The 25,403-nt window shown below is 65.6% G+C and carries 20 protein-coding genes and 5 pseudogenes; 9 read left to right on the top strand and 16 right to left on the bottom strand.

Going from position 1 to position 25,403, the window contains the following annotated elements:
- Window positions 1-251 precede the first annotated feature (251 nt).
- Window positions 252-2,438 carry a malate synthase G gene (locus tag EKK97_RS22595; RefSeq protein ID WP_159555390.1) on the top strand — a complete coding sequence of 729 codons (2,187 nt, stop codon included), beginning with the start codon at window positions 252-254 and terminating at the stop codon, window positions 2,436-2,438.
- 130 nt (window positions 2,439-2,568) lie between these two features.
- Here EKK97_RS22595 and EKK97_RS22590 read toward each other — a convergent pair whose 3' ends face one another.
- From EKK97_RS22590 to EKK97_RS22565, 6 genes and pseudogenes are all read right to left on the bottom strand, one after another.
- Window positions 2,569-3,504 (bottom strand): substrate-binding domain-containing protein, encoded by a 936-nt coding sequence (locus EKK97_RS22590; protein WP_159555388.1) that lies wholly within the window; start codon window positions 3,502-3,504, stop codon window positions 2,569-2,571.
- A 49-nt stretch (window positions 3,505-3,553) separates the two neighbouring features.
- Window positions 3,554-4,327 carry an ATP-binding cassette domain-containing protein gene (locus EKK97_RS22585; RefSeq protein WP_159555386.1) on the bottom strand — a complete coding sequence of 258 codons (774 nt, stop codon included), beginning with the start codon at window positions 4,325-4,327 and terminating at the stop codon, window positions 3,554-3,556.
- Window positions 4,324-5,409, bottom strand: coding sequence for an ABC transporter permease (locus tag EKK97_RS22580; RefSeq protein ID WP_159555384.1), 1,086 nt, complete (start codon window positions 5,407-5,409; stop codon window positions 4,324-4,326). Before EKK97_RS22580 ends, EKK97_RS22585 begins: the two co-directional genes overlap by 4 nt.
- A 55-nt stretch (window positions 5,410-5,464) precedes the next feature.
- A pseudogene (locus tag EKK97_RS22575) lies at window positions 5,465-6,357 on the bottom strand (substrate-binding domain-containing protein).
- Between the two features lie 247 nt (window positions 6,358-6,604).
- Window positions 6,605-9,127 carry a PAS-domain containing protein gene (locus EKK97_RS22570; protein ID WP_159555382.1) on the bottom strand — a complete coding sequence of 841 codons (2,523 nt, stop codon included), beginning with the start codon at window positions 9,125-9,127 and terminating at the stop codon, window positions 6,605-6,607.
- Window positions 9,127-9,876, bottom strand: a complete 750-nt coding sequence (locus EKK97_RS22565; protein WP_159555380.1) for a response regulator — start codon at window positions 9,874-9,876, stop codon at window positions 9,127-9,129. The genes EKK97_RS22570 and EKK97_RS22565 overlap by 1 nt, the downstream gene beginning before the upstream one ends.
- A gap of 228 nt (window positions 9,877-10,104) precedes the next feature.
- Here EKK97_RS22565 and EKK97_RS22560 point away from each other — a divergent pair, with 228 nt between their 5' ends.
- A complete protein-coding gene (locus tag EKK97_RS22560) occupies window positions 10,105-10,518 on the top strand; it encodes a PaaI family thioesterase (RefSeq protein WP_159555378.1) in 414 nt (137 codons plus the stop codon).
- Here the strand turns inward: EKK97_RS22560 and EKK97_RS22555 are convergent.
- Window positions 10,494-10,898 carry a DUF423 domain-containing protein gene (locus tag EKK97_RS22555; protein WP_159555376.1) on the bottom strand — a complete coding sequence of 135 codons (405 nt, stop codon included), beginning with the start codon at window positions 10,896-10,898 and terminating at the stop codon, window positions 10,494-10,496. The genes EKK97_RS22560 and EKK97_RS22555 overlap by 25 nt on opposite strands.
- Window positions 10,899-11,000: 102 nt before the next feature.
- Here EKK97_RS22555 and thiS point away from each other — a divergent pair, with 102 nt between their 5' ends.
- From thiS to trmB, 3 genes are read left to right on the top strand one after another with little or no spacing between them, the layout of a single operon-like run.
- On the top strand, window positions 11,001-11,201 hold the full coding sequence (gene thiS / locus EKK97_RS22550) for a sulfur carrier protein ThiS (RefSeq protein ID WP_159555374.1): 201 nt from the start codon (window positions 11,001-11,003) through the stop codon (window positions 11,199-11,201).
- A 59-nt stretch (window positions 11,202-11,260) separates the two neighbouring features.
- Entirely contained in the window at window positions 11,261-12,055 is a 795-nt protein-coding gene (locus EKK97_RS22545) for a thiazole synthase (RefSeq protein ID WP_159555372.1), read from the top strand.
- A 24-nt stretch (window positions 12,056-12,079) separates the two neighbouring features.
- Window positions 12,080-12,820, top strand: coding sequence for a tRNA (guanosine(46)-N7)-methyltransferase TrmB (trmB, locus tag EKK97_RS25205; protein WP_159555370.1), 741 nt, complete (start codon window positions 12,080-12,082; stop codon window positions 12,818-12,820).
- A 10-nt stretch (window positions 12,821-12,830) separates the two neighbouring features.
- On the opposite strand, the pseudogene EKK97_RS22535 reads toward trmB, so the two are convergent.
- Window positions 12,831-13,685 (bottom strand): annotated as a pseudogene (locus tag EKK97_RS22535) (DMT family transporter); the annotation flags it as partial.
- 85 nt (window positions 13,686-13,770) lie between these two features.
- Here EKK97_RS22535 and EKK97_RS22530 point away from each other — a divergent pair.
- Entirely contained in the window at window positions 13,771-14,679 is a 909-nt protein-coding gene (locus EKK97_RS22530) for a LysR family transcriptional regulator (RefSeq protein ID WP_159555366.1), read from the top strand.
- 465 nt (window positions 14,680-15,144) lie between these two features.
- Here the strand turns inward: EKK97_RS22530 and EKK97_RS22525 are convergent, their stop codons facing one another.
- Window positions 15,145-16,062: an AEC family transporter gene (locus tag EKK97_RS22525; protein ID WP_159555364.1), complete on the bottom strand. Its 918-nt coding sequence runs from the start codon at window positions 16,060-16,062 to the stop codon at window positions 15,145-15,147.
- A 133-nt stretch (window positions 16,063-16,195) separates the two neighbouring features.
- On the opposite strand from EKK97_RS22525, the gene EKK97_RS22520 reads away from it, so the two are divergent.
- Window positions 16,196-16,708, top strand: a complete 513-nt coding sequence (locus tag EKK97_RS22520; RefSeq protein WP_159555362.1) for a hypothetical protein — start codon at window positions 16,196-16,198, stop codon at window positions 16,706-16,708.
- Window positions 16,705-17,298 (top strand): SCO family protein, encoded by a 594-nt coding sequence (locus EKK97_RS22515; protein WP_201296966.1) that lies wholly within the window; start codon window positions 16,705-16,707, stop codon window positions 17,296-17,298. Before EKK97_RS22520 ends, EKK97_RS22515 begins: the two co-directional genes overlap by 4 nt.
- A gap of 24 nt (window positions 17,299-17,322) precedes the next feature.
- Here EKK97_RS22515 and EKK97_RS22510 read toward each other — a convergent pair whose 3' ends face one another.
- The 7 genes and pseudogenes from EKK97_RS22510 to EKK97_RS22480 form a co-directional block, all read right to left on the bottom strand.
- On the bottom strand, window positions 17,323-18,357 hold the full coding sequence (locus EKK97_RS22510) for an alpha/beta hydrolase family protein (protein WP_159555360.1): 1,035 nt from the start codon (window positions 18,355-18,357) through the stop codon (window positions 17,323-17,325).
- Between the two features lie 10 nt (window positions 18,358-18,367).
- Window positions 18,368-19,050: pseudogene (locus tag EKK97_RS22505) on the bottom strand (FKBP-type peptidyl-prolyl cis-trans isomerase).
- A 101-nt stretch (window positions 19,051-19,151) separates the two neighbouring features.
- Window positions 19,152-19,595 carry a universal stress protein gene (locus EKK97_RS22500; RefSeq protein ID WP_159555358.1) on the bottom strand — a complete coding sequence of 148 codons (444 nt, stop codon included), beginning with the start codon at window positions 19,593-19,595 and terminating at the stop codon, window positions 19,152-19,154.
- Between the two features lie 30 nt (window positions 19,596-19,625).
- The gene (locus tag EKK97_RS22495) at window positions 19,626-20,909 is read right to left on the bottom strand and encodes a TRAP transporter large permease (RefSeq protein WP_159555356.1); all 1,284 of its coding nucleotides are present in this window, start codon (window positions 20,907-20,909) and stop codon (window positions 19,626-19,628) included.
- A gap of 24 nt (window positions 20,910-20,933) precedes the next feature.
- Window positions 20,934-21,512, bottom strand: a complete 579-nt coding sequence (locus tag EKK97_RS22490) for a TRAP transporter small permease (protein WP_159555354.1) — start codon at window positions 21,510-21,512, stop codon at window positions 20,934-20,936.
- Between the two features lie 190 nt (window positions 21,513-21,702).
- Window positions 21,703-22,718, bottom strand: a pseudogene (locus EKK97_RS22485) (TRAP transporter substrate-binding protein).
- 103 nt (window positions 22,719-22,821) lie between these two features.
- Entirely contained in the window at window positions 22,822-23,346 is a 525-nt protein-coding gene (locus EKK97_RS22480) for a TIGR02444 family protein (protein ID WP_159555353.1), read from the bottom strand.
- 81 nt (window positions 23,347-23,427) lie between these two features.
- Between EKK97_RS22480 and EKK97_RS22475 the strand changes: the two are divergent.
- A pseudogene (locus EKK97_RS22475) lies at window positions 23,428-25,379 on the top strand (ABC-F family ATP-binding cassette domain-containing protein).
- Window positions 25,380-25,403: the final 24 nt, after the last annotated feature.

The following is a 25,403-nucleotide window of genomic DNA, read 5'->3' as shown; positions in this document are numbered from 1 at the left end:
ACTGGAGCGTGCAGCAAGTTTACCTACCGACCATGCTGTTGGGTGAGCGATCGCTGCGATAGCTCGTATTTTTTCTGACCAATCGGTCAGAATATCGGATCTTAACCCTATGTCTAGTAGGGTAGACCCTCCTTCGGGTTTACATATGGAAGAGTTTTCCACAAAATTGGCGCCTTCGCAGTGGTATCACCCCCACGAATTGCGGCTGGCCGAGCGTATATCATCGGCCGCCACGCAGGAGGAGACTTCCCATGTCCGAACGTGTCACTCGCCATCGTCTCCAGGTGGCCGCTGAACTGGACCGCTTCATCAACGACCAGGCCCTTCCCGGTACCGGCCTGGATGCCGAAAACTTCTGGGCCGGGGTCGATGCCATCTTTCATGATCTGACACCGAAAAACCGGGAATTGCTCGCTGAGCGTGAGCGCCTGCAGGAGCAACTGGATACCTGGCACCGCGAGAACCCCGGTCCGGTGCGCGACATGAGCGTTTATCGCGCCTTTCTCGAGGAGATCGGCTACCTGGTGGAGGCTCCCTCCCAGGTTACCGTAAGCACCGCCAACGTGGATCGCGAGATCGCCGTTCAGGCCGGCCCGCAGCTGGTGGTGCCGGTGAGCAACGCCCGCTATGCGCTCAACGCTGCCAACGCCCGCTGGGGCAGCCTCTACGATGCGCTCTACGGCACCGATGCCATCTCCGAAGAAGGTGGCGCCGAAAAGGGCGCGAGCTACAACCCCAAGCGTGGCGAGAAGGTCATCGCCTACGCCCGCGGCGTGCTCGACCTGGCCGCCCCGCTGGCCACTGGCAGCCATCGTGACGTGGTCAAGTATGCGCTGCGCGACGGCCATCTGGTGGCGACCCTCGAGGGCAGTCGCGAGACCGGCCTCAAGGAGCCGGGCAAGCTGATCGGCTATCAGGGCGATGCCGCCAGCCCCGAGGCGATCCTGCTGGTCAACCACGGCCTGCACCTGGAGATCCAAATCGATCCCAGCCACCCCATCGGCAAGACCGACCCGGCCGGCGTCAAGGACCTGCTGGTCGAGGCCGCGCTGACCGCGATCATGGATTGCGAGGACTCCGTGGCTGCCGTCGACGCCGAGGACAAGGTCGGGGTCTACGCCAACTGGCTGGGCCTGATGAAGGGCGACCTGGAAGAAGCGATCGAGAAGGGTGGCAAGACCTTCACCCGTCGCCTGCACGCCGATCGCACTTACACCACCCCGGATGGCGGCAGCCTGACGCTGCCCGGCCGCTCGCTGATGTTCGTGCGCAACGTCGGCCACCTGATGACCACGCCGGCGATACTCGACGCCGATGGCAACGAGCTGCCCGAAGGCATCCTCGACGGCATCGTCACCAGCCTGCTGGCCATGCACGACCTCAAGAAGGGCGAAGGCGAGGCGCGTAACTCGCGCCAGGGCTCGGTCTACATCGTCAAGCCGAAGATGCACGGTCCCAAGGAGGTCGCCTTCTCCAACGCGCTGTTCGGCCGTATCGAGGATCTGCTGGGCCTGGCCCGTGACACCCTCAAGATGGGCATCATGGACGAGGAGCGTCGCACCTCGGTCAACCTCAAGGCGTGTATCGCCGAGGCCAGCTCCCGCGTGGTGTTCATCAACACCGGCTTCCTCGACCGCACCGGCGACGAGATGCACACCGCCATGGAGGCGGGCCCGATGATCCGCAAGGGCGACATGAAGAATGCCGCCTGGATCGGCGCCTACGAGCGCAACAACGTGCTGGTCGGCCTGGCCTGCGGCCTGCGTGGTCGCGCCCAGATCGGCAAGGGCATGTGGGCCATGCCGGACCTGATGGCCGCCATGTTGGAGCAGAAGATCGGCCATCCCAAGGCCGGTGCCAACACCGCCTGGGTACCGTCGCCCACGGCTGCCGCGCTGCATGCGCTGCACTACCATCAGGTCGACGTCACCGAGATTCAGCGTGAGCTTGAGACCCAGAGCGAGCCCGCCCTTCTGGAAGAGCTGCTCGACGACTTGCTCACCGTGCCGGTGGCCGAGAAGGCCGGCTGGTCCGACGAGGAGATCCAGCAGGAGCTCGATAACAACTGCCAGGGCATCCTCGGCTACGTGGTGCGCTGGGTCGAGCACGGCGTGGGCTGCTCCAAGGTGCCCGACATTCACGACGTGGGCCTGATGGAGGATCGTGCCACGCTGCGTATCTCCAGCCAGCACATCGCCAACTGGCTGCACCACGGCGTGGTCGATGCCGAACGCGTGCAGAAGACCCTGGAGCGCATGGCCAAGGTGGTTGACGGGCAGAACGCCGGCGACCCGGCCTATACCGCCATGAGCGCCGACTTCGAGGCCTCGACAGCGTTCAAGGCGGCCAGCGACCTGATCTTCAAGGGGCGCGTGCAGCCCTCCGGCTATACCGAGCCGCTGCTGCACCACTGGCGTGCCGTGCACAAGGCCAAGTAAGCTCGGCTACGGGCTACGGGCTACGGGCTACGGGCTACGGGCTACGGGCTACGGGCTACGGGCCGCGAGAAAAGCGCCCCTGTCGGGAGACCGACAGGGGCGTTCTGCTTCGCAGCGACTCAGCATAGCGTCACTCCGACGTAGAGCCATTACTCCAGTGATCGAAATGCTCGGCGTTTTCCCGTGTGATCAACTGCGTGGCGAGCCGAATCGCCTGGCTTTCCTGTCGTCCTCCCGCGGCCAGGTGTCCCAGGCTTTCGCGAATGGCCGTTGCGGCCATCTGGCGTGGGGATTGCGCGGCGGTGGCGACCAGCAGCGCAGGAGACTCCTGTAGCGCTGCGATGCCTTCGGGTGAGCCATCCACCGCCACGATGAACAGGTGCGACTGCCCGGCCAGACGAGCGGCGTTGGCCGCTCCGATGGCCGACGGGTCGTTGATGGCGAACACCGCATCCAGATCAGAGTAGGCGCTGATCAGATAGGTCATGGCCTCGAGGCCGCCGCTGTAGGTGCCACCGCCGTTGTGGTCATCGCTGAGCAGTTCGATCTCGGGGTGCCGGTTCAGCGCCGTGCGACAACCGTTCACGCGATCCGTCACCGACGAGACCGGCGCACCGTTGATGATCGCCACTCGCCCCGTGTGCCCCAATCGCTCGGCCATGTAATCGCAGGTCATTTCCCCCGCCTGAACGTTATCGGTGGTGACCGTGACGTCCGCCCCCTGGGCGTCGATGTCGACCGCCGCCACCACGATGCCAGCCTGCTGGGCTCGCCGAACGGCCGGCCCGATGGCCTCGCTGTTGGCGGCGGCCAGCACGATGATATCCATGCCCGCTTGCGTGAAGGCGTCGAGCTGGTGGACCTGGCGCTCGAGGTCGTAGGCGCTCGACCTGACCTCCAGCGCCACTTCGCCGGGGTGCAGCGCCCGCGCCGAGTCGCCGATGGCCTCTGCCAGGGTGGCGAAGAAGGGATTGCCCAGATCTGCCACGCTGACCCCGATCCTGAGTGGCTCGGCGTGCAGATGGGCGGCATGCAGCGCCACCAGGAGGATAAACAGCTTGCGCACACAGGCTCCCTGATCGGATTGGGTGAAGCGGTAGTGGATCACGCTCGGGTCATGCGACGCCTAGCTCGGTGGCACCGGTCATGATGGCGACCGCATCGGACATGCTGTGCGTATCCGGATGGATCACGGCAGCCCGGCGGCCCAGGCGATGGACGTGAATCCGGTCGGCGACCTCGAACACATGGGGCATATTATGACTGATCAGCACGATCGGCAGCCCCTTGTCGCGCAGTTGTCGGATCAGGTTCAGCACCCGCCGCGACTCCTTGACGCCCAGGGCCGCCGTCGGCTCGTCCAGAATCACCACCTGGCTGCCGAAGGCTGCCGAGCGGGCGACGGCCACCCCCTGACGCTGGCCGCCGGAGAGCGTTTCCACAGCCTGGTTGATGTTCTGGATGGTCAGCAGCCCCAGCTCGGACAGCTCCTTGCGCGCCTGACGCTGCATCTCCGCCTTGTCCAGCATGCGGAACACGGAGCCCAGGATGCCGGGCTTGCGGATCTCGCGGCCCAGGAACAGATTGTCGGCGATCCCCAGCGCCGGTGACACGGCCAGCGTCTGATAGACCGTCTCGATGCCGGCGGCGCGGGCCTCCATCGGGTTGCCGAAGCGCACTGGCTTGCCATGCAGGCGAATTTCACCCTGGTCGGGTATCACGGCGCCGGACAGCGCCTTGATCAGCGTCGACTTGCCCGCGCCGTTGTCGCCGATCACGGCCAGCACTTCGCCGGGGTAGAGGTCGAAATCCGCCCGGTCCAGCGCGGTGACCCGCCCATAGCGTTTGACCAGGCCGGTCGCTTCCAGTATCGGAGTAACGCCAGTCATGCCGAGACCCTCCTGATCCACTGGTCGGTGGTCACGGCGACGATGATCAGCATGCCGACGGTGAACTCCTGCCACAGCACATCGACGCCGGCCAGGGCCAACCCGTTGCGAAACACCCCGACGATCAGGGCGCCAATCAGGGTGCCGAAGATGGAACCTCGCCCGCCGAACAAGGACGTGCCCCCGATCACCACGGCGGTGATGCTGTCCAGGTTGGCGGTGAAACCGGCCTGGGGGCTGACCGAGCCGGTGCGCCCGATCAGCAGCCAGGCGGCGATGGCGCAGATGAGGCCGGCGACGATATAGACCGACAGCAAGACCCGGCGGGTGCGGATCCCGGCCAGTTCGGCGGCATCCTTGTCGTCGCCGGTGGCGTAGACATGGCGGCCCCAGGCGGTCCAGTTCAGGGCGTACCAGACGCCGCAGAACAGCGCCAGCATCAGAATCGAGCCGTAGGTGAAGCGTGCTCCGAACAGCTCGAAGGCGGTGCCGCCCCACTGCAGCAGCGGTGCCGTGGCCGTGATCTCCTGGGAGCGGATGGCTTCGCTCTTCGAGTACCACAGGTTCAGCGCGAAGAAGACGTTCCAGGTGCCCAGGGTGGCGATGAACGGCGGCAGTTTCAGCCGTGTCACCAAGGTGCCGTTGAGTAGCCCGCAAATGGCGCCGGTCAGCAGGCCGACGGCCAGTGCCAGCGACGGCGGCAGGCCGTAATCGACGGCCATCCTCCCCATCACCACCGACGAGAGCACCATGATGGCGCCCACGGAAAGGTCGATGCCCATGGTCAGGATGATCAGTGTCTGGGCGATGCCCAGCGTGCCGATGATGGTCACCTGCTGCAGGACCAGCGACAGGTTGAACGGCGCCAGGAAGCGCTCCCCCACCAGCACGACGAAGGCCAGCACCGAGACGACCAGGACCAGGGCCGGCGCTGCCGTCGGGTTGGCATGGAAAAAGCGATGGATCCGCCGGCCCAGCGAGAGTGCCTCTTCCTCGAATCGAGCCACCTGTCCGACCGAGGTTTCCGCCACATGCTCATGGGCCGTCAGGTCGTGAGGGCCTGATGGCTTGGGTTGTGTCATAACTCACCTGTGGGTAGGTCGGCGCCGGGGGGGGCGCCGACGGACTACGACTGCTTCAGCCCCAGCACGTTTCCAGGCCATCGGCGGAGGAAACCGAAGGTATTCCGGCTACCGGGGCGTCGGTGATCAACTCGACGCCGGTATCGACGAAATCGAGCCCGTTCGATGCCTCGGGTCTCTCCCCGTTCCTGGCGTACTCGACGATCGACTCGACCCCCATGGACGCCATGCGCAAGGGGAACTGCATCGAGGTGGCACCGATGACGCCATCGGCGACATTGCGCACGCCTGGGCAGCCGCCATCGACCGAGACGATGATCACCGAATCCTCCCGACCGGCGGCCTTCAGCGCTTCATAGGCGCCGGCCGCGGCTGGTTCGTTGATGGTGTAGACGAGATTGATGCTGGGATCCTTTTGCAGCAGGTTCTCCATGGCTCGCCGGCCGCCCTCCTCGGAACCTTGGGTCACGTCGTTGCCGACGATGCGCGGGTCGTCTTCATCGCCGATGTCGTTGGGGTCGTTGAGGTCGATACCGAAACCCTGCAGGAAGCCCTGGTTGCGCGCGACGTCGACAGTGATCTCGCTGGTGCTCAGGTCCAGCAACGCGATTCTGGCATTGTCGGCTTCGTCGCCCATCTTGCTTCGCGCCCATTGGCCGATCAGTTCACCGGCCTTGAAGTTGTCGGTCGCCAAGGTGGCATCGGCGGCATCGGCGGGATTCAAGGGGGTATCCAGCGCGATCACCAGGACGCCGGCTTCGCGGCGCGCTCGATGGTGGGCACGATTGCCACCGGGTCGTTGGGGGTAATCAGGATGCCTTGGGCCCCGGAAGACACCAGGTTTTCGATGGCCTGCACCTGGGAGTCGTTGTCGCCATCGAAGCGGCCGGCAAAGGTGCGCAACTCGACACCCAGCGCATCGGTCTGAGCCTGGGCGCCTTCACGCATCTTGACGAAGAAGGGGTTGGTGTTGGTCTTGGTGATGAGGCCCACCAGCACCTCGTCGGCCAGCAGGGTCGGCGTGACGAGGGTTGCCGCCAGACCCAAGGTCAGCGCGGAGAGAGTCTTCTTCATGGTGTACTCCTGAGCGTTGTTGTTGTGGCAGTGGCTCGGGACACCATGGCGGCAGGATACTAACCAACGATTTCACCGCCGCAAGGCGAACTGAAATATTTGAAACATATGTCGCCCGGCTTCAGCGACCAGGCGAAGGAGCGTCAAAAAAGGCTTGCCATTGCTCGGGACGAATCGGTTTCTGCAGGAACGCATCGCCCATGGAGAGCCCATACTCGCGCTCCAGCGCTTCGCGGGGCATGCCCGACGCCAGCACCACCGGAATCATGGGCCACAGGCGGCGCACCTGCTCGCGCAGGTCGACCCCGCTAAGCGCACCGTCCAGGTTGACGTCGGTGAGCACCAGGCCCGTCGACGCGGCATTGTCCCGCAGCCAGTCGAGCGCCTGTTCGGCGTGACGGAACGACGCGACGGAACGGTGGGCGGCGATGAGTTCCGCCGTGACCCGCCTGACCTCGGCGTCGTCTTCGACCACGACCACGCACGTGTCGACAGGTACCGCCACGGCGAGGACGGTCGAGGCCGCTGGCAGGGAGGGGGCCGTGACGCTCTGTACCGGCCAGCTCAAGCGCACCGCCGTGCCCCGGCCCGGTTCGGATTCCATGCTGAACTCGCCGCCGCTCTGGGTGACGAAGCCATAGACGCTGCTCAACCCCAGGCCACTACCCTGGCCCATGGGTTTGGTGGTGAAGAAAGGTTCCAGCACCCGCGCCTGCAGCTCGGCCGGTATGCCCTGGCCAGTATCGCGGACGGTGATCGTCACCGCCGGCTTCTCGCCCGGTGTGAATTCGGTGGCGATGACGAGTTGGCCGCCTCGCGGCATTGCCGCACTGCTGTTCAATGCCAGATTGAGAATCGCATTCTCCAACTGCGAAGGGTCGATATACAGCCGCGTATCCGGCGCCTGCAGCCGAATCAGCAGCTGGGTATGTGCCGAGACGCTATATTCGAGCAACTCCTCGAGCCCGTCGATCAGGGCATCGATATAGACCCACTCCGGCTGCAGGTGCTGCTTGCGACTGAAGGCCAGCAGGCGCTGGACCAGTTGGGTGCCCCGTTCACCGACATCCAGGGCGCGCTCGGTGTAGCGTCGCGCCCTCTCGGGCAGGCCGGCCTGCTGCTCGAGCAGTTGCAGGTTGCCGAGAAGTGCCGCCAGCAGGTTGTTGAAGTCGTGGGCCACGCCGCCGGTCAGCTGGCCTAGCACCTCCATCTTCTGGGCTTGCTGCAGCTGCTGCTCGATCGTGCGTCGGTCACTGAGATCGCTGTAGAGCGTCACGAAACCACCGCCGGGCATGGGCTGGCTGCGAAACTCGATGACCCGGCCATCGTCGTAGTGACGCTCGAAGCTCTGGTAGACCTGATGACGACGGAGGTTGATCGTGCTCATGTCGACCGAGCGGTTGGCCAGCGTCACGTTGCGATGGGGGTGGCGCGCCATCTGGCGCTGCACCTCGGCCAAGGGCATGCCGGTGCCGATCGCGCCGGGCGTCAGACCGAACATGTCCAGGTAGCGACGGTTCCAGGCAATCAAGCGATCGTCGGCGGAAAACACGCTGAGCCCGTCCTGGATCTCGTTGAACACCGTCTCCAGCAGGTGCTTTTGAGCGCGCAGGTCGTGCCCCGCCTGTTCGATGCGCCCGGCGTGGTCGCGAAAGACTTCATAGGCCCTGGCCAGCGTCCCGATTTCGTCATGGCGTGTGATGGCGATATGCTTGGGGGCTTCACCGCCCTGCGCCAGTTGCACCATGTCCTGCGTGACGACCCCCAGGTCGCGTATGGTCTTCAGGTTGCCCATGTAATGCAAAATCACGCCCAGGATCAGCAGCCCGGTCATCAGCATCATCCCGAGCAGCACCCGGTTGACCTGGGCATGCACGGTTTGCTGCTGGATCACGACCTCACGCTGCAGGGCGCCGGCGAAGCCGTTGACCTCGCCGGTCAGGCGCTCGGACCGGGCGCGCAGGCTGGCCAGCAGGAACGCCTTCTGCTGGTTGATCTGCGCCATTCTCGCGGCGCTGTCTTCCGCCAGTTCCAGGAGCCGCCGGTAGGCTTCGGCATGGGGCATGTCGGGGTCGGGTGGCTCCGCCAGGATAGCCCACTGCCCGATCCACTGGTCAGGGTTGCTGAGGCCTTGATACAGCGCCTCCAGGATCTGCCAGCGGGTCAAGGAGGGTGCCCCGCCGAACTCGGCGCCCTGGACGACGATCTGGGTGACCTCGAACTGGGCCGTCAGTAGATCCTCGCGCAGGAAGAGCTCGCTCTCCATCAGGTCGGTCAGGCGATCGATGTCGGCTTGCAGCGCGTTCAACTGGGCCTCCAGCATCTCTCGGAAGGGCCGGTCGCGGATCGAGGCGGCCACGGCTACCAGCGACTGGAAGCGCCGGGTCAGGCGGTCGCGCTCGATCTGCAGCAGGAAGGGTTTGGCGGCCGAGGCTACGTAGGGGGCCAGGGCAGCCAATTGCGCCACTTCCTCGGAGAGCGTCAGTGCGGTGCGAATCTCCGGCAGCGTTCGGGCCTCGAACTCGCTGACGGCATTGCGGGTCTGGGTCAGGCCGAACCAGGCGACCAGCACCAGACCGAGTGCCAACAGCGTGGCCACGACCAGTGCCGCCAGGGCACGGCGCTGCAGGGTCCAGCGCCCCATCAGCGCTTGCGAACCTGGGCCTGGAAGACGTAGCCCAGGCCCCGTTCGGTCAGGATGTAGCGGGGATGCTTCGGGTTGGCTTCGATCTTGCGACGCAGGCGCAGGATCAGCACGTCGATGCTGCGGTCGAACGAGTCGCTGTCGGTGCCGCGGGTGCGCTCGAGCAGGCTATCGCGGCTCAGCACATGATTGGCCGAGGTGACCAGGCTCTCCAGCAGGTTGTACTCGCCGAAGGTGAGGTTGACCGGATGATTGCGGGGGTCGTAGAGCACGCGTCGGGTGAGGTCGAGCCGCCAGTCGTCGAACCACAGGCATTCATGGTCCTGGTCGACGTCCTGCAGCGTCACGCTGAGCTGCTTGGCGCGGCGCAGCAGGGCGTGCACCCGCGCCATCAGTTCGCGCAGGTTGAAAGGCTTCATCAGGAAGTCGTCGGCCGCGACCTCCAGGCCCAGGATGCGATCGGTTTCATCCCCCTTGCCGGTCAGCATCATGATCGGCACCGGGTTGGTCGCGCGGACCTCGCGAGCCACCTGCAGGCCATTCTCGCCGGCCAGCTTCAGGTCGAGCACGACCAGGTCCGCCGGGTCGCGGGCGAGCAGTTCATGCAGGGCCTGGCCGCTGCGCAGAGCGCTGACCCGGTAGCCCTCCTCCTGAAGGACATCCTGCAGCACGTCCAGCATGTCGACTTCGTCGTCCACCACGGCAATGTGATACCGGGCCTGGCTCGTCACGGGGCTGGGTGTTGTCATTGTCTCTCCCGCCAGGGCGCACGCGCCCCATCCTGTCGAAGGAATCCTTGCACCGGCATGTTAATGGAAGATTTCACCGTTGCCGGCATGCTCGACCATTGAACGATTCGGCTGAGGATGTCGTCGAGCAGAGTATGTACGGTTCTTGTGGAGGACGACTGTGCGGAAGGGTTGGCTTGCGTTATCTTGAGCCTCATTTCCACCGTTTCATACTGTCAGGAGAGCCTCATGACCGTGATGACCGCCGCCGCCATCGAGGACTTTCTCGACGAGGTGTTTCCCCAGCGCGCCGGTACCATTGAGGCGGTCGATCACATGCGGGCGACCATGAGTCTGGCCATCGAGGACGAGCACCTGCGTCCCGGCTCCTGCGTTTCCGGACCGACCATGATGGGGCTCGCCGACGTGTGCCTCTACGTGGCGATCCTGGCTCAGATCGGCCCCGAGCCGATGGCCGTGACCACCGATCTCAACTGCCATTTCCTGCGCCGCGCCCGCGGCGACCGCGACCTGATCGCCAACGCCCGCATCCTCAAGCTGGGCCGTCGCCTGGCGGTGGGCGAGGTGCAGCTTTTTTCCGCCGGTGACGAGCGTCCCGTGGCCCACGTCACCGCGACCTACGCCATCCCCGATTCGGACTGACCGTCGGGCCGGCCGCGCAGCACACAGACGGCCAGCGCCAGCCAGCCGGCGATCATCAGCACGCCGCCGAACGGCGTCACCATGCCCAGGGCACCCAGGCCGCTGAGCGCCAGCAGGTAGAGGGAGCCGGAGAACAGTCCCATTCCTGCTGTCCAAAGGCCGAGCACGAGAAGCTGACCGCGTAGCGGCCGGGATGCGCGCCAGGCCAATACGCCGAGCATCGCCAAGGTGTGCCACGCCTGGTAGCGCACGCCGGTTTCGAAGGCGCCAAGCAGGCGCTCGGGCAATTGCCCCTGCAGGGCATGGGCGGCGAAGGCGCCGGCCATGACCGTTACGGCACCCGAGAGCGCCGCCAGGCACCACCAGCCGCGGTCGTGCATCGTGTACTCTCCTGCGGATAGGTTTTGCGCCTACCGTACCGTGGGGGGCGCGAAAGGGCTACAATATCGGCCCGCGACACTCGTCAACGTGGAGAGGACGCCATGCAGATCCAGCTCAACGGTGAGGCCCGAGACCTTGCCCCCGGCCTCACGGTGGCGCAGTTGGTCGATAGCCTTGGCCTGAGCGGGCGGCGTATCGCCGTCGAGCGTAACGAAGAGATCGTGCCCAAGAGCGCGCACGATACCACTCCCCTGGCCGACGGCGACCGCATCGAGATCGTTCACGCCATCGGCGGTGGCTGATGGCTACCTCGTCCGACCGCTTCCCGATCCAGACTCCGCTACAGACACAGGCTCAAACGATGACAGACTTCTTCCAGGATCAGCCGCTGCGGATTGCCGGCCACGCCTTCACCTCACGCCTGCTGGTCGGCACCGGCAAGTACAAGGACTTCGACGAGACAGCCGAGGCCATCGCTGCCTCCGGCGCCGAGGTCGTCACCTTCGCCGTGCGCCGCACCAATCTCGGCCAGGAAGCCGGCCCCAACCTGCTCGACGTGGTGCCGCCGGAGCGCTTCACTCTGCTGCCCAACACCGCCGGCTGCTATACCGCCAAGGACGCCGTGCGTACCTGCAAGCTGGCGCGAGAGCTGCTCGATGGCCACAAGCTGGTCAAGCTCGAGGTACTGGGCGACGACTCGACCCTCTATCCCAACGTGGTCGAGACCCTCAAGGCGGCGGAGGAGCTGATCAATGACGACTTCGACGTGATGGTCTACACCAGCGACGATCCTATCGTGGCCAAGGAACTCGAGCGCCTGGGCTGCTGCGCGATCATGCCGCTGGGCTCGCTGATCGGCTCCGGTCACGGCATCCAGAACCCGCACAACATCCGCCTGATCATCGAGCAGGCGGGCGTGCCTGTGCTGGTCGACGCCGGGATCGGCACCGCTTCCGACGCCGCCATGGCCATGGAGCTGGGCTGCGACGGCGTGCTGATGAACTCGGCCATCGCCCACGCGCGCCAGCCGGTGCTGATGGCCAGCGCCATGAAGAAGGCCGTCGAGGCCGGGCGCGAGGCCTTCCTCGCCGGGCGCATGCCGCGCCGCCAGAGCGCCGAGCCTTCCTCGCCCTTTGCCGGCCGCATCAACGGCTGAATCCACCGGAGCCGCAACGAATCCATGAGTGACCCGCAACGCGATATCGCCACCACCGGCCCGGAAGGGCCGGACGCCCCGCTGCATCGTCGCGGCATCAAGAGCTACGTGCTGCGCGCCGGGCGCATGACCCAGGCCCAGACCCGCGGCCTGGAAGAGGTCTGGCCGCGGCTGGGCCTGACCCTGGCCGACGGGCGGCAGGACCTCGACGCCCTGTTCGGGCGCCGGGCACCGCGGGTGGTGGAGGTCGGCTTCGGCATGGGCGCCTCGCTGGTCGAACAGGCCGAGACTCACCCCGATACCGACTTCATCGGCATCGAGGTGCACGCCCCGGGGGTGGGCAAGCTGCTCGACGAGGCCGACAAGCGCGGCCTGACCAACCTTCGCGTCTATCGCGAGGACGCCCTGGCCGTGCTCGAACAGTGCCTGCCGGAAGCCAGCCTCGATACCCTGCAGCTGTTCTTCCCCGACCCCTGGCCGAAGAAGAAGCACCACAAGCGGCGCATCGTGCAGCCCGCTTTCGTCGAGCTGATCCGTACCCGCTTGAAGCTGGGTGGCAAGCTGCACATGGCCACCGACTGGCAGGCCTACGCCGAGTGGATGGCCGAGGTGATGGCGGCCGCGCCGGGCTACGTCAACTCTGCGACGCCCGAGACGGCACCCTATGTGCCGCGTCCGGCGTTTCGCCCGCTGACCAAGTTCGAGGCACGCGGCGAGCGTCTCGGTCACGGGGTGTGGGACCTGATCTTCGAACGTAGCGAATAGCCAGGCCGGCGCCGACGCCGGCCAGCACCATGCCGACGAGCCCGGTCGGGCCAAGGCGCTCGCCGAACATCGCCGCGGCCCACAGCAGCGTCACTCCCGGCGTCAGGTGCACCAGCGCCGAGGTCAGCGTGACGCCTAGCCGACGCAGGCTGGCGATGAAGAAGCCGTAGCCGCCCAAGCTCGACAGCACCACCAGCCAGCCGATGGCGGCGAGGAAAGAGGGTTCCAGCGTTGGCGGTGACAGCTTCCCTCCCTCCACCACCAGCGCGGCCAGCAGGAAGATTCCCGCGGCTGCGAGCAACTGGGCCAGCAGCGCCGCCGATAGCGGCATGGCGGTCGCCTGACGCACCGCCAGTACGCTGCCGAGCGTGACCGAGATCACCGACAGCAGCGGCAACAGGTAGGCCCACCACGGGGCGGCCAGCGGCTGTTGCATGTCGTCGGCCACGCACAGCGCCACGCCCAGAGTGGCGATGACCATTCCCAGCCAGCCACGCGGCCGCAGGCGCTCTCCCAGCAGAGGGCCTGCCAGCGCCGCTGCCAGCAGCGGCTGCAGGGCGGTGACGAGCGCCGTGACGCTGGTGCTGACGCCCAGGTCGATGGCCACGATCACGCCCAGCAGGTAGCCGCCCATGGTCAGGCTGCCGACCGCCATCTCCCGCCGCATATCGCTCGCCCTCGGCGCCTCGCCGAGCCGCCACCGGCACCATAGCGCCACCAGCAGGGCGGCGAGCAGAAAGCGCCAGGCGAACAGACTGAGCACTGGCGTATCCAGTGCGCTGGCAAGTCGGCCACCGACGAAGCCGGAGCTCCAGCACACCACGAAGCCGGCGGCGATCAGTAGCGACAGGATCTGCTGAGGCATCGTTGTGCTCCTCGGTTACGGGAGCTTGAGCTTGACGGCTATCGAGGCTTCAATGAAGCGATATTGTTTGCAGGCAGGATACAATATGGTTGAAGTCTCGACGGCGACTCTGGATCTCGAACTGCTGCGCAGCTTCCAGGCAGCGGCCCGGCTTGGCTCGCTGGCGGCGGCGGCCGAACAGCGGCACCGCACCGTGAGCGCCATCAGCATGCAGATCAAGCGCCTCGAGTCGCTGCTCGATGCCCGCCTGCTGGAGCGCGGCCCGCGCGGTGTCGTGCCGACCGCCACCGGCGAGGCGCTGCTGCAGGAGGTACGCGAACTGCTGCGTATGCACGACGGCATCGTCGCTCGCTACGCCGGGCGTGGCCTGCGGGGCAAGGTGCGCTTCGGCCTGCCCGAGGATTACGCCCGCGAGCTGCTCGGCGACGTATTGCCTGAGTTCACCGCGCGCCACCCCGAGGTGCTGCTGCAGGCGGTAACGGCCACCAGCGGCGAGCTGGCACGCCAGCTGGAGCGCGCGCGGCTGGACCTGGCGGTGGTGCTGGACCGCCCCATCGCGTTGCCCGGGGGCGAGCCGCTGTGGCGCACCCGGCCGGTATGGGCCGCTCCACGCATCGCCAACCTGACCGAGCGGGACAGCCTGCCGCTGGCCCTGCACGAGGTCGATTGTCCCTACCGGGCGCTGGCCACCGAAGCCCTGGAAAGGCTCGGCAGGCCCTGGCACGCGGTGTTCACCAGCACCAGCATCCACGCCATCGAACGCGCGGTGGAGACGGGATTGGCGATCAGTGTGCTCGACCGCGAGCGTCTGACCCCCGCCATGCGCGAGCTGGGCGAGGCCGAAGGGTTGCCCGTGCTCGGCCGCTGCGAGGCGCAATTGCACTTCGCCCGTACCATCGAACCTGCCTCTCGGCCCGCCGCCCAGGCACTAGCCGAGCTGCTGCGCGAGCGCCTGCGTGGGCGTGGGCCCTGGCGCGGCGCAGGAGCCGGGTGAGGGTGGGTGAGGCGCAGGCAAGGCCCTGACCTTGTAAAAAGCAGCAATGAGGGGCCTTCCAAGCAAAAAAGCGCCTCCAGAGGAGGCGCAGGCAAGACCCTGACCTTGTAAAAAGCAGCAATGAGGGGGCCTTCCAAGCAAAAAAGCGCCTCCAGAGGAGGTGCAGGCAAGACCCTGACCTTGTAAAAAGCAGCAATGAGGGACCTTCCAAGCAAAAAAAAGCGCCTCCAGAGGAGGTGCAGGCAAGACCCTGACCTTGTAAAAAGCAGCAATGAGGGGACCTTCCAAGCAAAAAAAAGCGCCTCCAGGGGAGGCGCAGGCAAGACCGTGACTAGCAATGAGGGGGAGAAACCATAGCGGGAAACTGGCGGTTCCCCTAATGGCCGTGGTGCCTCATCAACACCACGCCCTCAATGTAATCCATTCTCATTATCGCCGTCAACACGAATGCGAATGTTTTTTATTTCAGCTTCCGGCGAGATGCAGCCACAGGGGCAGCGTCGCCATGGCAAGCAGCGTCTGGCCGGTGATCAGGGCAGCCATCAGCTCGGCATCGCCACCTAGTTGACGCGCCAGGATGTAGGCCGAGGTAGCCGTGGGCAGGGCGGCAAACAGCAGGGCCACATCGCGACTCACGGCGTCCAGCCCCAGCATCAGCGCCACGGCGAACACCAGGGCGGGCATCAATACCAGCTTGACCAGATTGGAAGTCCACACGCCGCGATCCACCCGCAGTAGCGCTTGGGGGCGCAGGGCAACGCCCACCGCCACCAGCCCGAGCGGCAGGGCGGCGCGGCCCAGCAACTCCACGGCGGAGCCGCTCCAGCCGGGCAGGCCGATGCCGGAGAGGTTGAGGCCGATGCCGGCCAGGCAGGCGAGAATCAGCGGGTTGCGCACCAGTGCCGCCAGGCTCTTGCCCAGGCTCGAGGGGCCGAGTGTGCCGGCGGCGATGAAGCTGGCGACGCACAGTACGTTGACCATCGGCACCATCAGCGCCACGGCGACCGCCGCCACCGTGGCGCCGGCGGTACCATGCAGGGCGGCCGCGCCAGCCACTCCGACATAGGTGTTGAAGCGCAGTGCGCCCTGAAATACCGAAGTGAAGGCGGCCGGCTCGAGGCCCAGCCTGCGCTGTATGGCCCACAGCAGCCCGGCAAATGCCAGCATGCCGCCGAGCAGGGCGAGCGCCAGACGCACCACTGGCACCTCACCGACGTTGGCGGTGGCCAGGGTAGCGACCAGCATGGCGGGGAAGAGCAGAAAGTAGATGACTTTCTCGAGCTGTATCCAGAAGTTACCGTCCGGCTGGCGCAATCGTCCCAGGACGGCGCCGAACAGTATCAGCAGGAACAGGGGCCCCAGGGCATCGGCGACGCCTTCCATCTCGCTATCCTTATGGCTTAGACCAGGCCGCTGCGACCGTTTAACCCTGCGACAACGGTACACGCCAGGCCGGTAGGAAAATGCTGTTAAGCTTACCCTTTATCGCTGTCCAGTGAAGTGCTGCGTTCGCCACATGCCCTCGCCCTCCCTGCCCGAAGCCAGCGAATCCCGCTTTCCGGGGCTTCGCCTGATGATGCTCGCCACGCTGCTGACGCTCAGCGTGGCATTGTGGTATCTGCTGTCGCATCTGGTGCGCGGCGACAGCGATGTCGACTGGTATCTCGCCGCGCTGCCCTGCGATCTGCACCAGGCCGGTTGCCGCGCCAGCCTAGGCGAGGGGCGCGCGCTGACCTTGAGCGTCGCCGCCTCCGACGGTATCCATGCTCTGGAGCTGCTGCCGCTGACGGTCCGGGTGGAGGGCGTGGAGGCGCGGGCGGTCAGCGTCGACTTCGTCGGCCGCGACATGGACATGGGCTTGCATCGCTTCCCCTTGAGCAAGCAGGATAATGGTCGTTTCGAGGGGATTGGCCAAGTGCCGATCTGCACCGAGTCGGTCATGCCCTGGCAGGCCCAGGTCGTGGTGGAGACTGCGGAGGGCCGGTTGGGCAGCCGATTCGATTTCACGGTGGAGCGGAGTTCGCCATGAAGCGGCAACGTATCTGGGTGGTATTGGGCGCGCTGGTCGTCGTGGTGGCTCTCGGCGGGCTGGTCGGTTTCCAGCAGTTCCAGCAGGCCGACGACGGCAGCCCGAAGGGCGGCCCGGTGGAGCTACCCTCGACCCAGGGCGATTTTTCACTGACCCAGCTCGAGGACGACCAGCTGGCGGTACTGTTCTTCGGTTATACCTACTGCCCGGACGTTTGCCCGATGAGCATGGCCGTGATGCGTCAGGTCATGCAGGGGCTGGAGGAGGATCAGCGGCGGCGGGTGGTCCCGGTGCTGATCTCCGTGGATCCGGAGCGCGACACCATCGAACGCCTCACCGAGTATGTCGGATATTTCGGCGATGACTTCATCGGTGCCACCGGCAGCCAGGCACAGCTCGAGGAGCTGGCCGCCCGGTACGGGGTCATCTGGCGCCGGGTGGAAACGCCCGACTCGGCGATGGAGTACACCATCGACCACAGCTCATCGATCTATCTGGTCGACCGCCACGGTACGATCCTGCAGCGGGTGCTCTACTCGCCGACGCCGCATCCGCTACGTTCGGCGCTTGAGCACGAACTCGGCGGATAGCGGCGCCTACTCACTCCTCGGGGCTTACTCCTCAGGGGCTTCCTCGAGTCGTTCGATCATGGCCATCAGCGCTTGGACTTGGACGCCTTCCCGGGTGTCGTGCAACGGGTCGAGCTGCCAGGTGCTCTCGGCAAAGCCCCACCAGTCCCAGCAACCCTGGGGATTGGCCAGGCTACTGGTGGCCTGGGGATAGAGCACGACACGGCGGTTGGCCGCGGCCCATTCGTTGAGGCCGCTGTAGCGTACGAAGGCTTCGTCGATCTGCTCCTCGGTCATGCTGCAGCCGTGCAGTGCCACGGTCAGGCCGCAGCCTCCCGCCTCGCAGCCCTCCGGAACCAGCACGTAGCCGGCATCGCCCAAGCCGCGGGCGTCGAACGGGGCCTGGTCGAAGCGCAGCAACTGGGTCGACGACATGGCTTGCGCGGGCTCCTGCGGCCCATGCAGCCAGTCCAGCGCTTCGCCCGCGATATCCAGGCCGCAGGCCAGCATATGGGTGCCGCCGCCGATTCGGCATTGGGCCAGCTGGCTTGGCGGAATCCGCTCGTCGGCCTCGATGGGCCAGCCGTGGCCGACGCCGGGGGAGCGAACCACCTTGAGCTGTTCCTCGGGATTTGCCAGCCAGTCGCCCAATTGCTCGGCCAGCGCCAGGCCGAGCGAGGGATCCACCACGCTGTCCTCGTCCCCGTGCCAGACGAAGGCACGCAGCGCGGCAAGCGCTTCGCTCCCGCCCACCAGGCCACGCGCCTGGTAGTCGCGCAGGCGCACGTCCAGGCCGGCAAGGTCGGGTGGCCCGCGACGTGTCGCCATGCACTGCCCAAGTGCCTGGCCCAGGCCGCCCTGGGCGCAGCTCCACGGGCCCGCGGCGAGCACGGCCACGCCCTGGAAGCGTTCCGGCCAGGCCACGGCCAATTGGGTGGCCATGTAGCCTCCCGAGGAGACGCCGATCACACTGGTCGCGTTTGGCTCGACAGCGAGCCGGGGCAGCTCGGGCAATCGAGTCTCCGCTTGGGCGCCGTGGCTCAGCAGCAGCCCGACAGCCAACAGGGTCAAGGCTTTCATGCGGTAGGCGTCATTCCATGACATCGAGCAGTTCGACGCGGAAGATCAACGTCTCGTTGGGGCCGATGGGACCCTGGCCCTGGGCGCCGTAGCCAAGCTCAGGGGGATGAACAGCATCCAGGTGTCGCCCACGCTCATCAGTTGCAGCGCTTCCTGCCAGCCTTCGATCACCTGGTCGACGCGGAAGCTCAGCGGCTGGCCGCGTTCGAAGGAGCTGTCGAAGACCGTGCCGTCGACCAGGGTTCCCTCGTAGTGCACTTCAACGTGAGAGCTGGGGCCGGGGCTGTCGCCGTCGCCGTTCTCCAGCACCTCGTATTGAAGGCCCGACTCGGTCGTGGTGACCTCTTCGCGCTCGGCGTTCTCGGCCAGGAAAGCCTGCCCTTCGGCGAGATTGAGCTCGGCCAGTTCCTCGGCTTCGGCCTGGCGGGCGGCCAGTGCATCCTGCTGGAACTTGCTCAGGGTCGCGGCCATCTCTTCGGCTTCCATGGCCAGGTCGTTGCCTTCGATGAGATCGCGAATGGCGTCGGTGAAAGCCTCGACGTCGAGGTCGGGATACTCCTGGGCAATGCTCTGGCCGTAGGCAATGCCCAGGCTATAGCTGAGACGCTCGTCCTCTGTCTCCGGTGCGGCCAGAACCCAAGGCGCCGCGGCCACCAAGGCAACCAAGGAGGCGGATGTCAGCAGTGTCTTCATGCAGAGTCCTATCGATTAGTCATTGAGCGGCGTGCAACAGTACTCGGACTCTATCAGGGTGGGGCCGGTTCCGCACCCGAGGGGCGGCGCCGGCCACTGGCTCATACCACCAGGGTGGGGCAGTGCGCCGAGCCGGCAACGCGCTGGGCCACGCTGCCCAGCAGCAGGCTCTTCTCGCCGTTGGTGCCCTGGGCGCCGATCACGATCAGGTCGCACTCCCTCTTGCGCGCGAAGCGCACGATGGTGCGCGAAGGGCGCCCGCCCTTGACGAAGGCGCGCAGCCGGGTCGGCTCGGCTCCCAGCTCGACCGCCTCGCTCTTGGCGTGCACGGCGACCTCGGTGGCGTACTCCTTGAGGGCGTCGTCGGGAATGTCGAGCCTCTCCGGGCGCACCATCGAGAGCGATGCCTCCAACAGGCTATGGTGCTTGAATACGCACAGGATATAGAGTTCGGCGCCGGTCAGCAGATGCAGACCCACGGCCTTCTCCAGTGCCTTCAGGGCGCCCTTGGAACCGTCCACCGGTACCAGTATGCGATTGAACATCTCAACGTCTCCTCAGCATCGGGGCGGCCGTTAGCGGAAGGCCAGATCGCGCAGGAACAGGGCGATCTGCGGGAATATGATGATCAGCGCCGCCGACAGGATCAGCATGAAGACGAAGGGCGGCGTACCGCGTATCACTTCCCAGTAGGGTCGCTTGAAAATGGCAATGGCGGTGAAGATGTCGCAGCCGAAGGGCGGTGTCGCCGAGCCTATCGCCACCTGCAGCGTGATCAGCACACCGACCAGTACCGGGTCGAGGCCCGAGGCCGAGATCGCCGGGGCGAAGATCGGCGTCAGCACCAGGATCACCACGATCGGATCGACGAACATGCAGGCGATGAAGAAAGCCACCGAAATGGCGATCAGCACGCCGATCGGCCCTGCCTCGTTGATACCGAACGCCGCCAGCAGGGTCTGGGGGATCTGGGCGAAGGAGATGATCCAGGAGAAGCCGTTACCGACTGCCACCAGAATGAACACCACCGCGGTGATCAGGCCGGTGGACTTGGCGATGGCATACATGTCCGGCATCTTCAGTGAACGGAAGACCACGAACTCGAGCAGCACCGCATACAGTACGCACGCTGCGGCGGCTTCGGTGGGGCTGAAGATACCGCCATAGATGCCGCCCACGATCAGTACCGGGAAGCCCAGCGGCCACAGTGCATCGCGTACGGCGAGGGCTCTTTCCTTCCAGCTCGACTTGGGCTCGGTCGGCACCTTGTGCACGATGGCATAGATGACGCAGTAGACCGAGAACATGGCCAGGATCAACAGCCCCGGGCCGATACCGGCAATGAACAGCTCGCCGATCGAGGTGCCCGAGATGACGCCATAGATGATCATGCCGATGCTCGGCGGAATCAGGAAGGCGATGTCGCTGGAGTTGATTATCAGGGCCAGGGTGAAGGAGTCCTTGTAGCCGGCCTTGAGCATGCGTGGACGCAACGGCGAGCCCACTGCCACCACGGTGGCCTGGGTCGAGCCCGACACGGCGCCGAACAGGGTGCAGGAGGCGGCGGTGCTGACCGCGAGCCCGCCCTTGATATGGCCGACGAAGCTCATGACCATGTCGATCAGCCGTCCTGCCGACTGGCCGCGGGTCATGATGTCGGCGGCCAGGATGAACATCGGTACGGCAATCAGCGCCGTCGGTCGAATGCCCCCCATCATCTGCTGAATGAGGGTTTCCATCTGCCCCAGGCCGCCGAAGGTCATGTAGAAGCCGACGAAGGCTGCCGTCGCCAGCGGAATCATCATCGGAAATCCCAGCAGCAGGAGCACGATCATGATGGAGAGAATGATGGGTGTCATGGTAATGGTTCCTCGCGCCCTGCGTCAGACTTCCGTTTCGGTATCCTTGTAGCCGTCGATGACATGGGTCGACAGATAGACGTCACGGGAGGTGAGATTCTTGATCGCGGTAAGCAGATACTGGATACCGGTGATGGTGAAGCCGACTGGGACCCAGAGGTAGATGATCCAGACGGGGATGCTCAGCGAAGGAAGCACGCGACCGCGACCGTAGAGGGTCTGGATGTAACCGATCGAGTAATAGCAGAGCACGAACATCACCAGCGAGGTGAACAGGCAGATCACGATCATCAGCCAGCGCCGGCCGCCGGTGGGCAAGGCATCGTAGATGGCCGACATGCGGATGTGACGACCATGACGCGCGGCATAGCCAAGCCCGGCGAAGGTGATCATCACGATCAGGATGCGGTTGATCTCCTCGGAGAAGTGCAGGCTCTCGCCCAGGGCGAAGCGGCTGATCACGTTGGCCACGGTGTTGATCGCCATCAGGATCACGCCCAGCGCCAGGATCATCGACTCGGCGCGGCTGATCCAGGTATCGACGATGCCGAGAGGGCCGGGGAGCGTGGAACGGTAGTTCTTTTCCGAATCTTCTTCTGTCATGCGACCGGTCTCCTGGAATCTTCCCTGCAAATGGATGAAGCGCGACTCCCTCGCACAGGGTAAGCAACACGAGGCCGGCAGTGATGTACCGGCTTCAACGCTGTTTGGCCGGGAAGCGCTCAGGCCGGAAACACGAAGGGGCAGCCGACCGGCTACCCCTTCATGCGTTCACGGTGAGTGGCCCGGGGGCTTACTCGCCGGAGACGGCTTCCAGGTCGGCCTTGAACTGCTCGAGCAGCTCGCGACCGCGGTCGCCGGTCATTTCGATGAAACGCTCCTCGACCTGCGGTGCACGCTCGCGGAAGGCCTGGATCTCGTCCTCGTCGAGGCGAGTCACGGTGACCTCGTCGGAGGCTTCCTGGATCTTCGCCAGTGACTCCTCGGCCAGGCCGGAGATGTGCTCGATGGTGTGCTCGTAGGCCGCGTCGGCCGCATCACGCACCAGCTGCTGATCCTCCTCGGAAAGGCCGTCGAAGAAGTCCTGGTTGGCCATCATCGCAGTGGTGAACCAGCCATGGCCGGTGAAGACGAGGTGCGGGGACACTTCGTAGAGGCCGCCGGACTCGATCCAGAAGATCGGGTTCTCCTGGCCCTGGATGATGCCGGTCTGCAGGCCGCCGTACACCTCACCCCAGGGCAGCGGGTCGGTGTGGCGCCGAAGGCGCGGTAGGTCTCGGAGAGCAGCGGGTTGGTCATGGTACGGATGTTCTTGCCGCGCAGGTCTGCCGGGGTGCGGATCGGCTCATCCACGGTCACGACCATCTCGCCTTCCGGATACATCTTGAGCAGCTCGAGGCCCTGTTCGGCGTAGAGCTCCGGGAACGTCTCGTTGATCGCCACGCTCTCGTCGAAGAACTGGAGGACGGTTTCTTCGTCGGTAGGCAGCAGGTAGGGGATGAAGAAGATCTGGGCTTCGGGAATCAGGGCGCCGGTGAAGCCGGGCGACTGGTTGACGAATTGCAGGATGCCGGCCTGGGTCTGCTCCATGATATCGTCTGATTCACCCAGCTCGCCGAAGCGGTAAATCTGAACGGTGTGGTCGGAGTTTTCCTCGATGTATTCCTTGAAGGCGACGGCAAATACGTCCTGAACGTCACCCTCGAATTCCTCATGCGCATAGCGCCAGTTATCGGAATAGGCGGCAGCCGACATGCCAAACAGCAGCGCGCCGATACTGGCAGTGGTCAACAGCTTGGTTGCCTTCATTATTATGTTCTCCTCGCAGGTTGGGCCCGTGAAAAAAAGCAACATCGACAGGCATCAGGCAGCCTAAAATGACTGCACAGCTTTTTTCAGGCTAGCGTGCCCCCTAAAGAGGGTCAAGCTGGCATTCTAGGGTTTGAGCTGCCAAAAGTTGCGCTTTTTTCTGTAATTTCCAGCGACTTGCGAGGTAAATTTCGAGGCTTGGAGCAGATGTGGGTAGCGCTGCCAACTCCTCGGCTTGCTCGGCGAGGCATTGCAGGCGTAGAAGAGTTTCGCGCTCGGCGGCGAGCTCGGCCTGCTGGATCTTCCGGCGGACTTCGGCGATGCCGGTGTTGCGCGAGGCCTCGTCCTTGAGCTGGCGGCGCAGGCTGCGCAGCGGTAGAGTGATCTCCCGCTGCCAACGTCGAATGTCCGTGAGCCCGGGAGGCTCCCGAGTCAGCATGAGACGGTGGCGATATAGCCAGCAAAGCCAGAGTAGTTCGCACACGTCGACATCCGCCTCGTCCTGCAGCCGCAGGCAGGCCGACTCCACCCCGGGACGGGCATAGAATGCCAGCGCGAAATCCCACAGCGGATCGGTCGACAGGCCGGCCCGCAGAGCGGCGGTCGTTGCGGTAGAATCTCCCTTCATAAGATCCTGCGCTCGCCGAGCGGCATCTCGTCAACATGTCGGAGCGGCGATCGCCCCCCTGTTCTGCCAGTTGGAGCCTGCATGATTGCACTGCGCCAGGTTGCCCTGCAACGCGGCACCCAGACCCTGCTCGAGGACGCCGAGCTGACCCTGCATGCCGGTCACAAGGCCGGGATCGTCGGCCCCAACGGTGCCGGCAAGTCCAGCCTGTTCGGCCTGCTGCTGGGTACGCTTGCCCCCGACCGCGGCGAGATCGAGATGAGCGGCGGGCAGCGTATCGCCCACATGGCCCAGGAGGTCGATGCCTTGGATCGCGGTATCGTCGACTATGTGCTAGACGGCGACCGCGAGCTGCGCCAGGCCGAGGCGGCATTGGCGGCGGCACGCGAGTGCGACGATGCCCATCGTGAGGCCGAGCTGCACGGCCTCATCGAGGCGCTGGACGGCTACAGCGCCCCGGCGCGTGCCGCCCAGCTGTTGATTGGGCTGGGCTTCACCCAGGCCGACCTGGAGCGGCCGCTGTCGGCGTTTTCCGGCGGCTGGCGCATGCGCGCCAACCTGGCGCGCACCCTGTTCATGCCCTCGGATTTGCTGCTGCTCGACGAGCCTACCAACCACCTGGACCTCGATGCCCTGCTGTGGCTGGAGCAGTGGCTCACGCGCTATCCCGGTACCCTGCTGCTGATTTCCCATGACCGCGACTTCCTCGACGCGGTGTGCGATCACATCGTCCACTTCGACCGGCGCCGGCTGGTGCTCTACCGCGGCAACTACTCCACCTTCGAGCGCACCCGCGCCGAAAAGCTGGCGCTGCAGCAGGCCGAGGCGGCCAAGCAGCAGGCTCGACGCGAGGAGATCGAGCGCTTCGTGGCGCGCTTCAAGGCCAAGGCGAGCAAGGCGCGCCAGGCCCAGAGCCGGATGAAGATGCTCGAACGCATGGGCGACATCGCCGTGGCCCATGCCGATTCGCCCTTCCACTTCACCATTCCGTCCTCGGACAAGACCTCGCATCCGCTGCTGGTGCTCGACCAGGCCCGGCTTGGCTACCGCGACACCGCCGGTGCGGAGAAAGTCCAACTCGACGAGGTCAAGCTGACTCTGTTGCCGGGGCAGCGCATCGGCCTGCTGGGCCCCAACGGGGCTGGCAAGTCGACCTTGATCAAGTCGCTGACCGGTGAGTTGCCGCTGCTGGCGGGAAAGCGCGTGCCGGGTGAGCATCTCAGCGTCGGCTACTTCGCCCAGCACCAGCTCGAGGGCTCGACATGGCGGCGACGCCGTTCATACACGTGCAGCGGCTTTCGCCCACCGCCAGCGACCAGGCGATCCGCAACTTCCTCGGCGGATTCGGCTTCCAGGGCGACGACGCCTTCGGCGAGGTGGGGCATTTCTCCGGTGGCGAGAAGGCGCGCCTGGCACTGGCTCTGGTGGCATGGCGCAAGCCCAACCTGCTGCTGCTCGACGAGCCCACCAACCACCTCGACCTGGAGATGCGTGAGGCGCTCACCGAGGCTCTGGCCAGCTTCGAGGGCACGGTGATCCTGGTCTCCCACGACCGCCACCTGCTGCGTGCCACGGTGGATGAGTTCTGGAAGGTGGCCGACCATCGCGTCGAGCCTTTCGACGGCGATCTGGAGGACTACCGCGCCTGGCTCAAGGCGCGGCTGGAGGGTGAGCGGCGCGAGGCGCGGGCCGACAAGGCCGAGCGCCAGGCGGAGAGCGCCGCGCCCAAGGAGGACCGCAAGGCGAGCCGCCGCGCCGCCGCTGAGCTGCGCGAGAAGCTGCGTCCGTTGAAGAAGGCGCGTGACCGCGCCGAGCAGGCGCTGGAGAAGGCCCAGGCGGAGCTGGCTGCGGTGGAGGAGGCGCTGGGCGAGGCCGAGCTCTACACCGACCCGACGCGCAAGGGAGAGCTCACCGAGCGGCTGGCCCGCCAGGGCGAGCTGAAGTCGCGACTGGAAGAGCTGGAAGCCGAATGGCTGGCCGCCGAGGAGGCGCTGGAGGTGATGGAGGAAGCCGAGCTTCGCTCGGAGACGTAAGACGCGGCTACGCCGCTCGAAGAG

The sequence above is a fragment of the Billgrantia tianxiuensis genome (assembly GCF_009834345.1).
Classification (GTDB): domain Bacteria; phylum Pseudomonadota; class Gammaproteobacteria; order Pseudomonadales; family Halomonadaceae; genus Halomonas; species Halomonas tianxiuensis.
Note: the sequence above shows the minus strand (reverse complement) of the source record. Positions and strands in the feature narration are given on the sequence as shown.

Bases quoted from the DNA above. Each gene is read 5' to 3' on its own strand.
- EKK97_RS22595 (WP_159555390.1), top strand. From the start codon at position 252: ATGTCCGAACGTGTCACTCGCCATCGTCTCCAGGTGGCCGCTGAACTG.
- EKK97_RS22585 (WP_159555386.1), bottom strand. From the start codon at position 4,327: ATGACTGGCGTTACTCCGATACTGGAAGCGACCGGCCTGGTCAAACGC.
- EKK97_RS22580 (WP_159555384.1), bottom strand. From the start codon at position 5,409: ATGACACAACCCAAGCCATCAGGCCCTCACGACCTGACGGCCCATGAG.
- EKK97_RS22570 (WP_159555382.1), bottom strand. From the start codon at position 9,127: ATGGGGCGCTGGACCCTGCAGCGCCGTGCCCTGGCGGCACTGGTCGTG.
- EKK97_RS22565 (WP_159555380.1), bottom strand. From the start codon at position 9,876: ATGACAACACCCAGCCCCGTGACGAGCCAGGCCCGGTATCACATTGCC.
- EKK97_RS22560 (WP_159555378.1), top strand. From the start codon at position 10,105: ATGACCGTGATGACCGCCGCCGCCATCGAGGACTTTCTCGACGAGGTG.
- EKK97_RS22555 (WP_159555376.1), bottom strand. From the start codon at position 10,898: ATGCACGACCGCGGCTGGTGGTGCCTGGCGGCGCTCTCGGGTGCCGTA.
- thiS (WP_159555374.1), top strand. From the start codon at position 11,001: ATGCAGATCCAGCTCAACGGTGAGGCCCGAGACCTTGCCCCCGGCCTC.
- EKK97_RS22545 (WP_159555372.1), top strand. From the start codon at position 11,261: ATGACAGACTTCTTCCAGGATCAGCCGCTGCGGATTGCCGGCCACGCC.
- trmB (WP_159555370.1), top strand. From the start codon at position 12,080: ATGAGTGACCCGCAACGCGATATCGCCACCACCGGCCCGGAAGGGCCG.
- EKK97_RS22530 (WP_159555366.1), top strand. From the start codon at position 13,771: ATGGTTGAAGTCTCGACGGCGACTCTGGATCTCGAACTGCTGCGCAGC.
- EKK97_RS22525 (WP_159555364.1), bottom strand. From the start codon at position 16,062: ATGGAAGGCGTCGCCGATGCCCTGGGGCCCCTGTTCCTGCTGATACTG.
- EKK97_RS22520 (WP_159555362.1), top strand. From the start codon at position 16,196: ATGCCCTCGCCCTCCCTGCCCGAAGCCAGCGAATCCCGCTTTCCGGGG.
- EKK97_RS22515 (WP_201296966.1), top strand. From the start codon at position 16,705: ATGAAGCGGCAACGTATCTGGGTGGTATTGGGCGCGCTGGTCGTCGTG.
- EKK97_RS22510 (WP_159555360.1), bottom strand. From the start codon at position 18,357: ATGAAAGCCTTGACCCTGTTGGCTGTCGGGCTGCTGCTGAGCCACGGC.
- EKK97_RS22500 (WP_159555358.1), bottom strand. From the start codon at position 19,595: ATGTTCAATCGCATACTGGTACCGGTGGACGGTTCCAAGGGCGCCCTG.
- EKK97_RS22495 (WP_159555356.1), bottom strand. From the start codon at position 20,909: ATGACACCCATCATTCTCTCCATCATGATCGTGCTCCTGCTGCTGGGA.
- EKK97_RS22490 (WP_159555354.1), bottom strand. From the start codon at position 21,512: ATGACAGAAGAAGATTCGGAAAAGAACTACCGTTCCACGCTCCCCGGC.
- EKK97_RS22480 (WP_159555353.1), bottom strand. From the start codon at position 23,346: ATGAAGGGAGATTCTACCGCAACGACCGCCGCTCTGCGGGCCGGCCTG.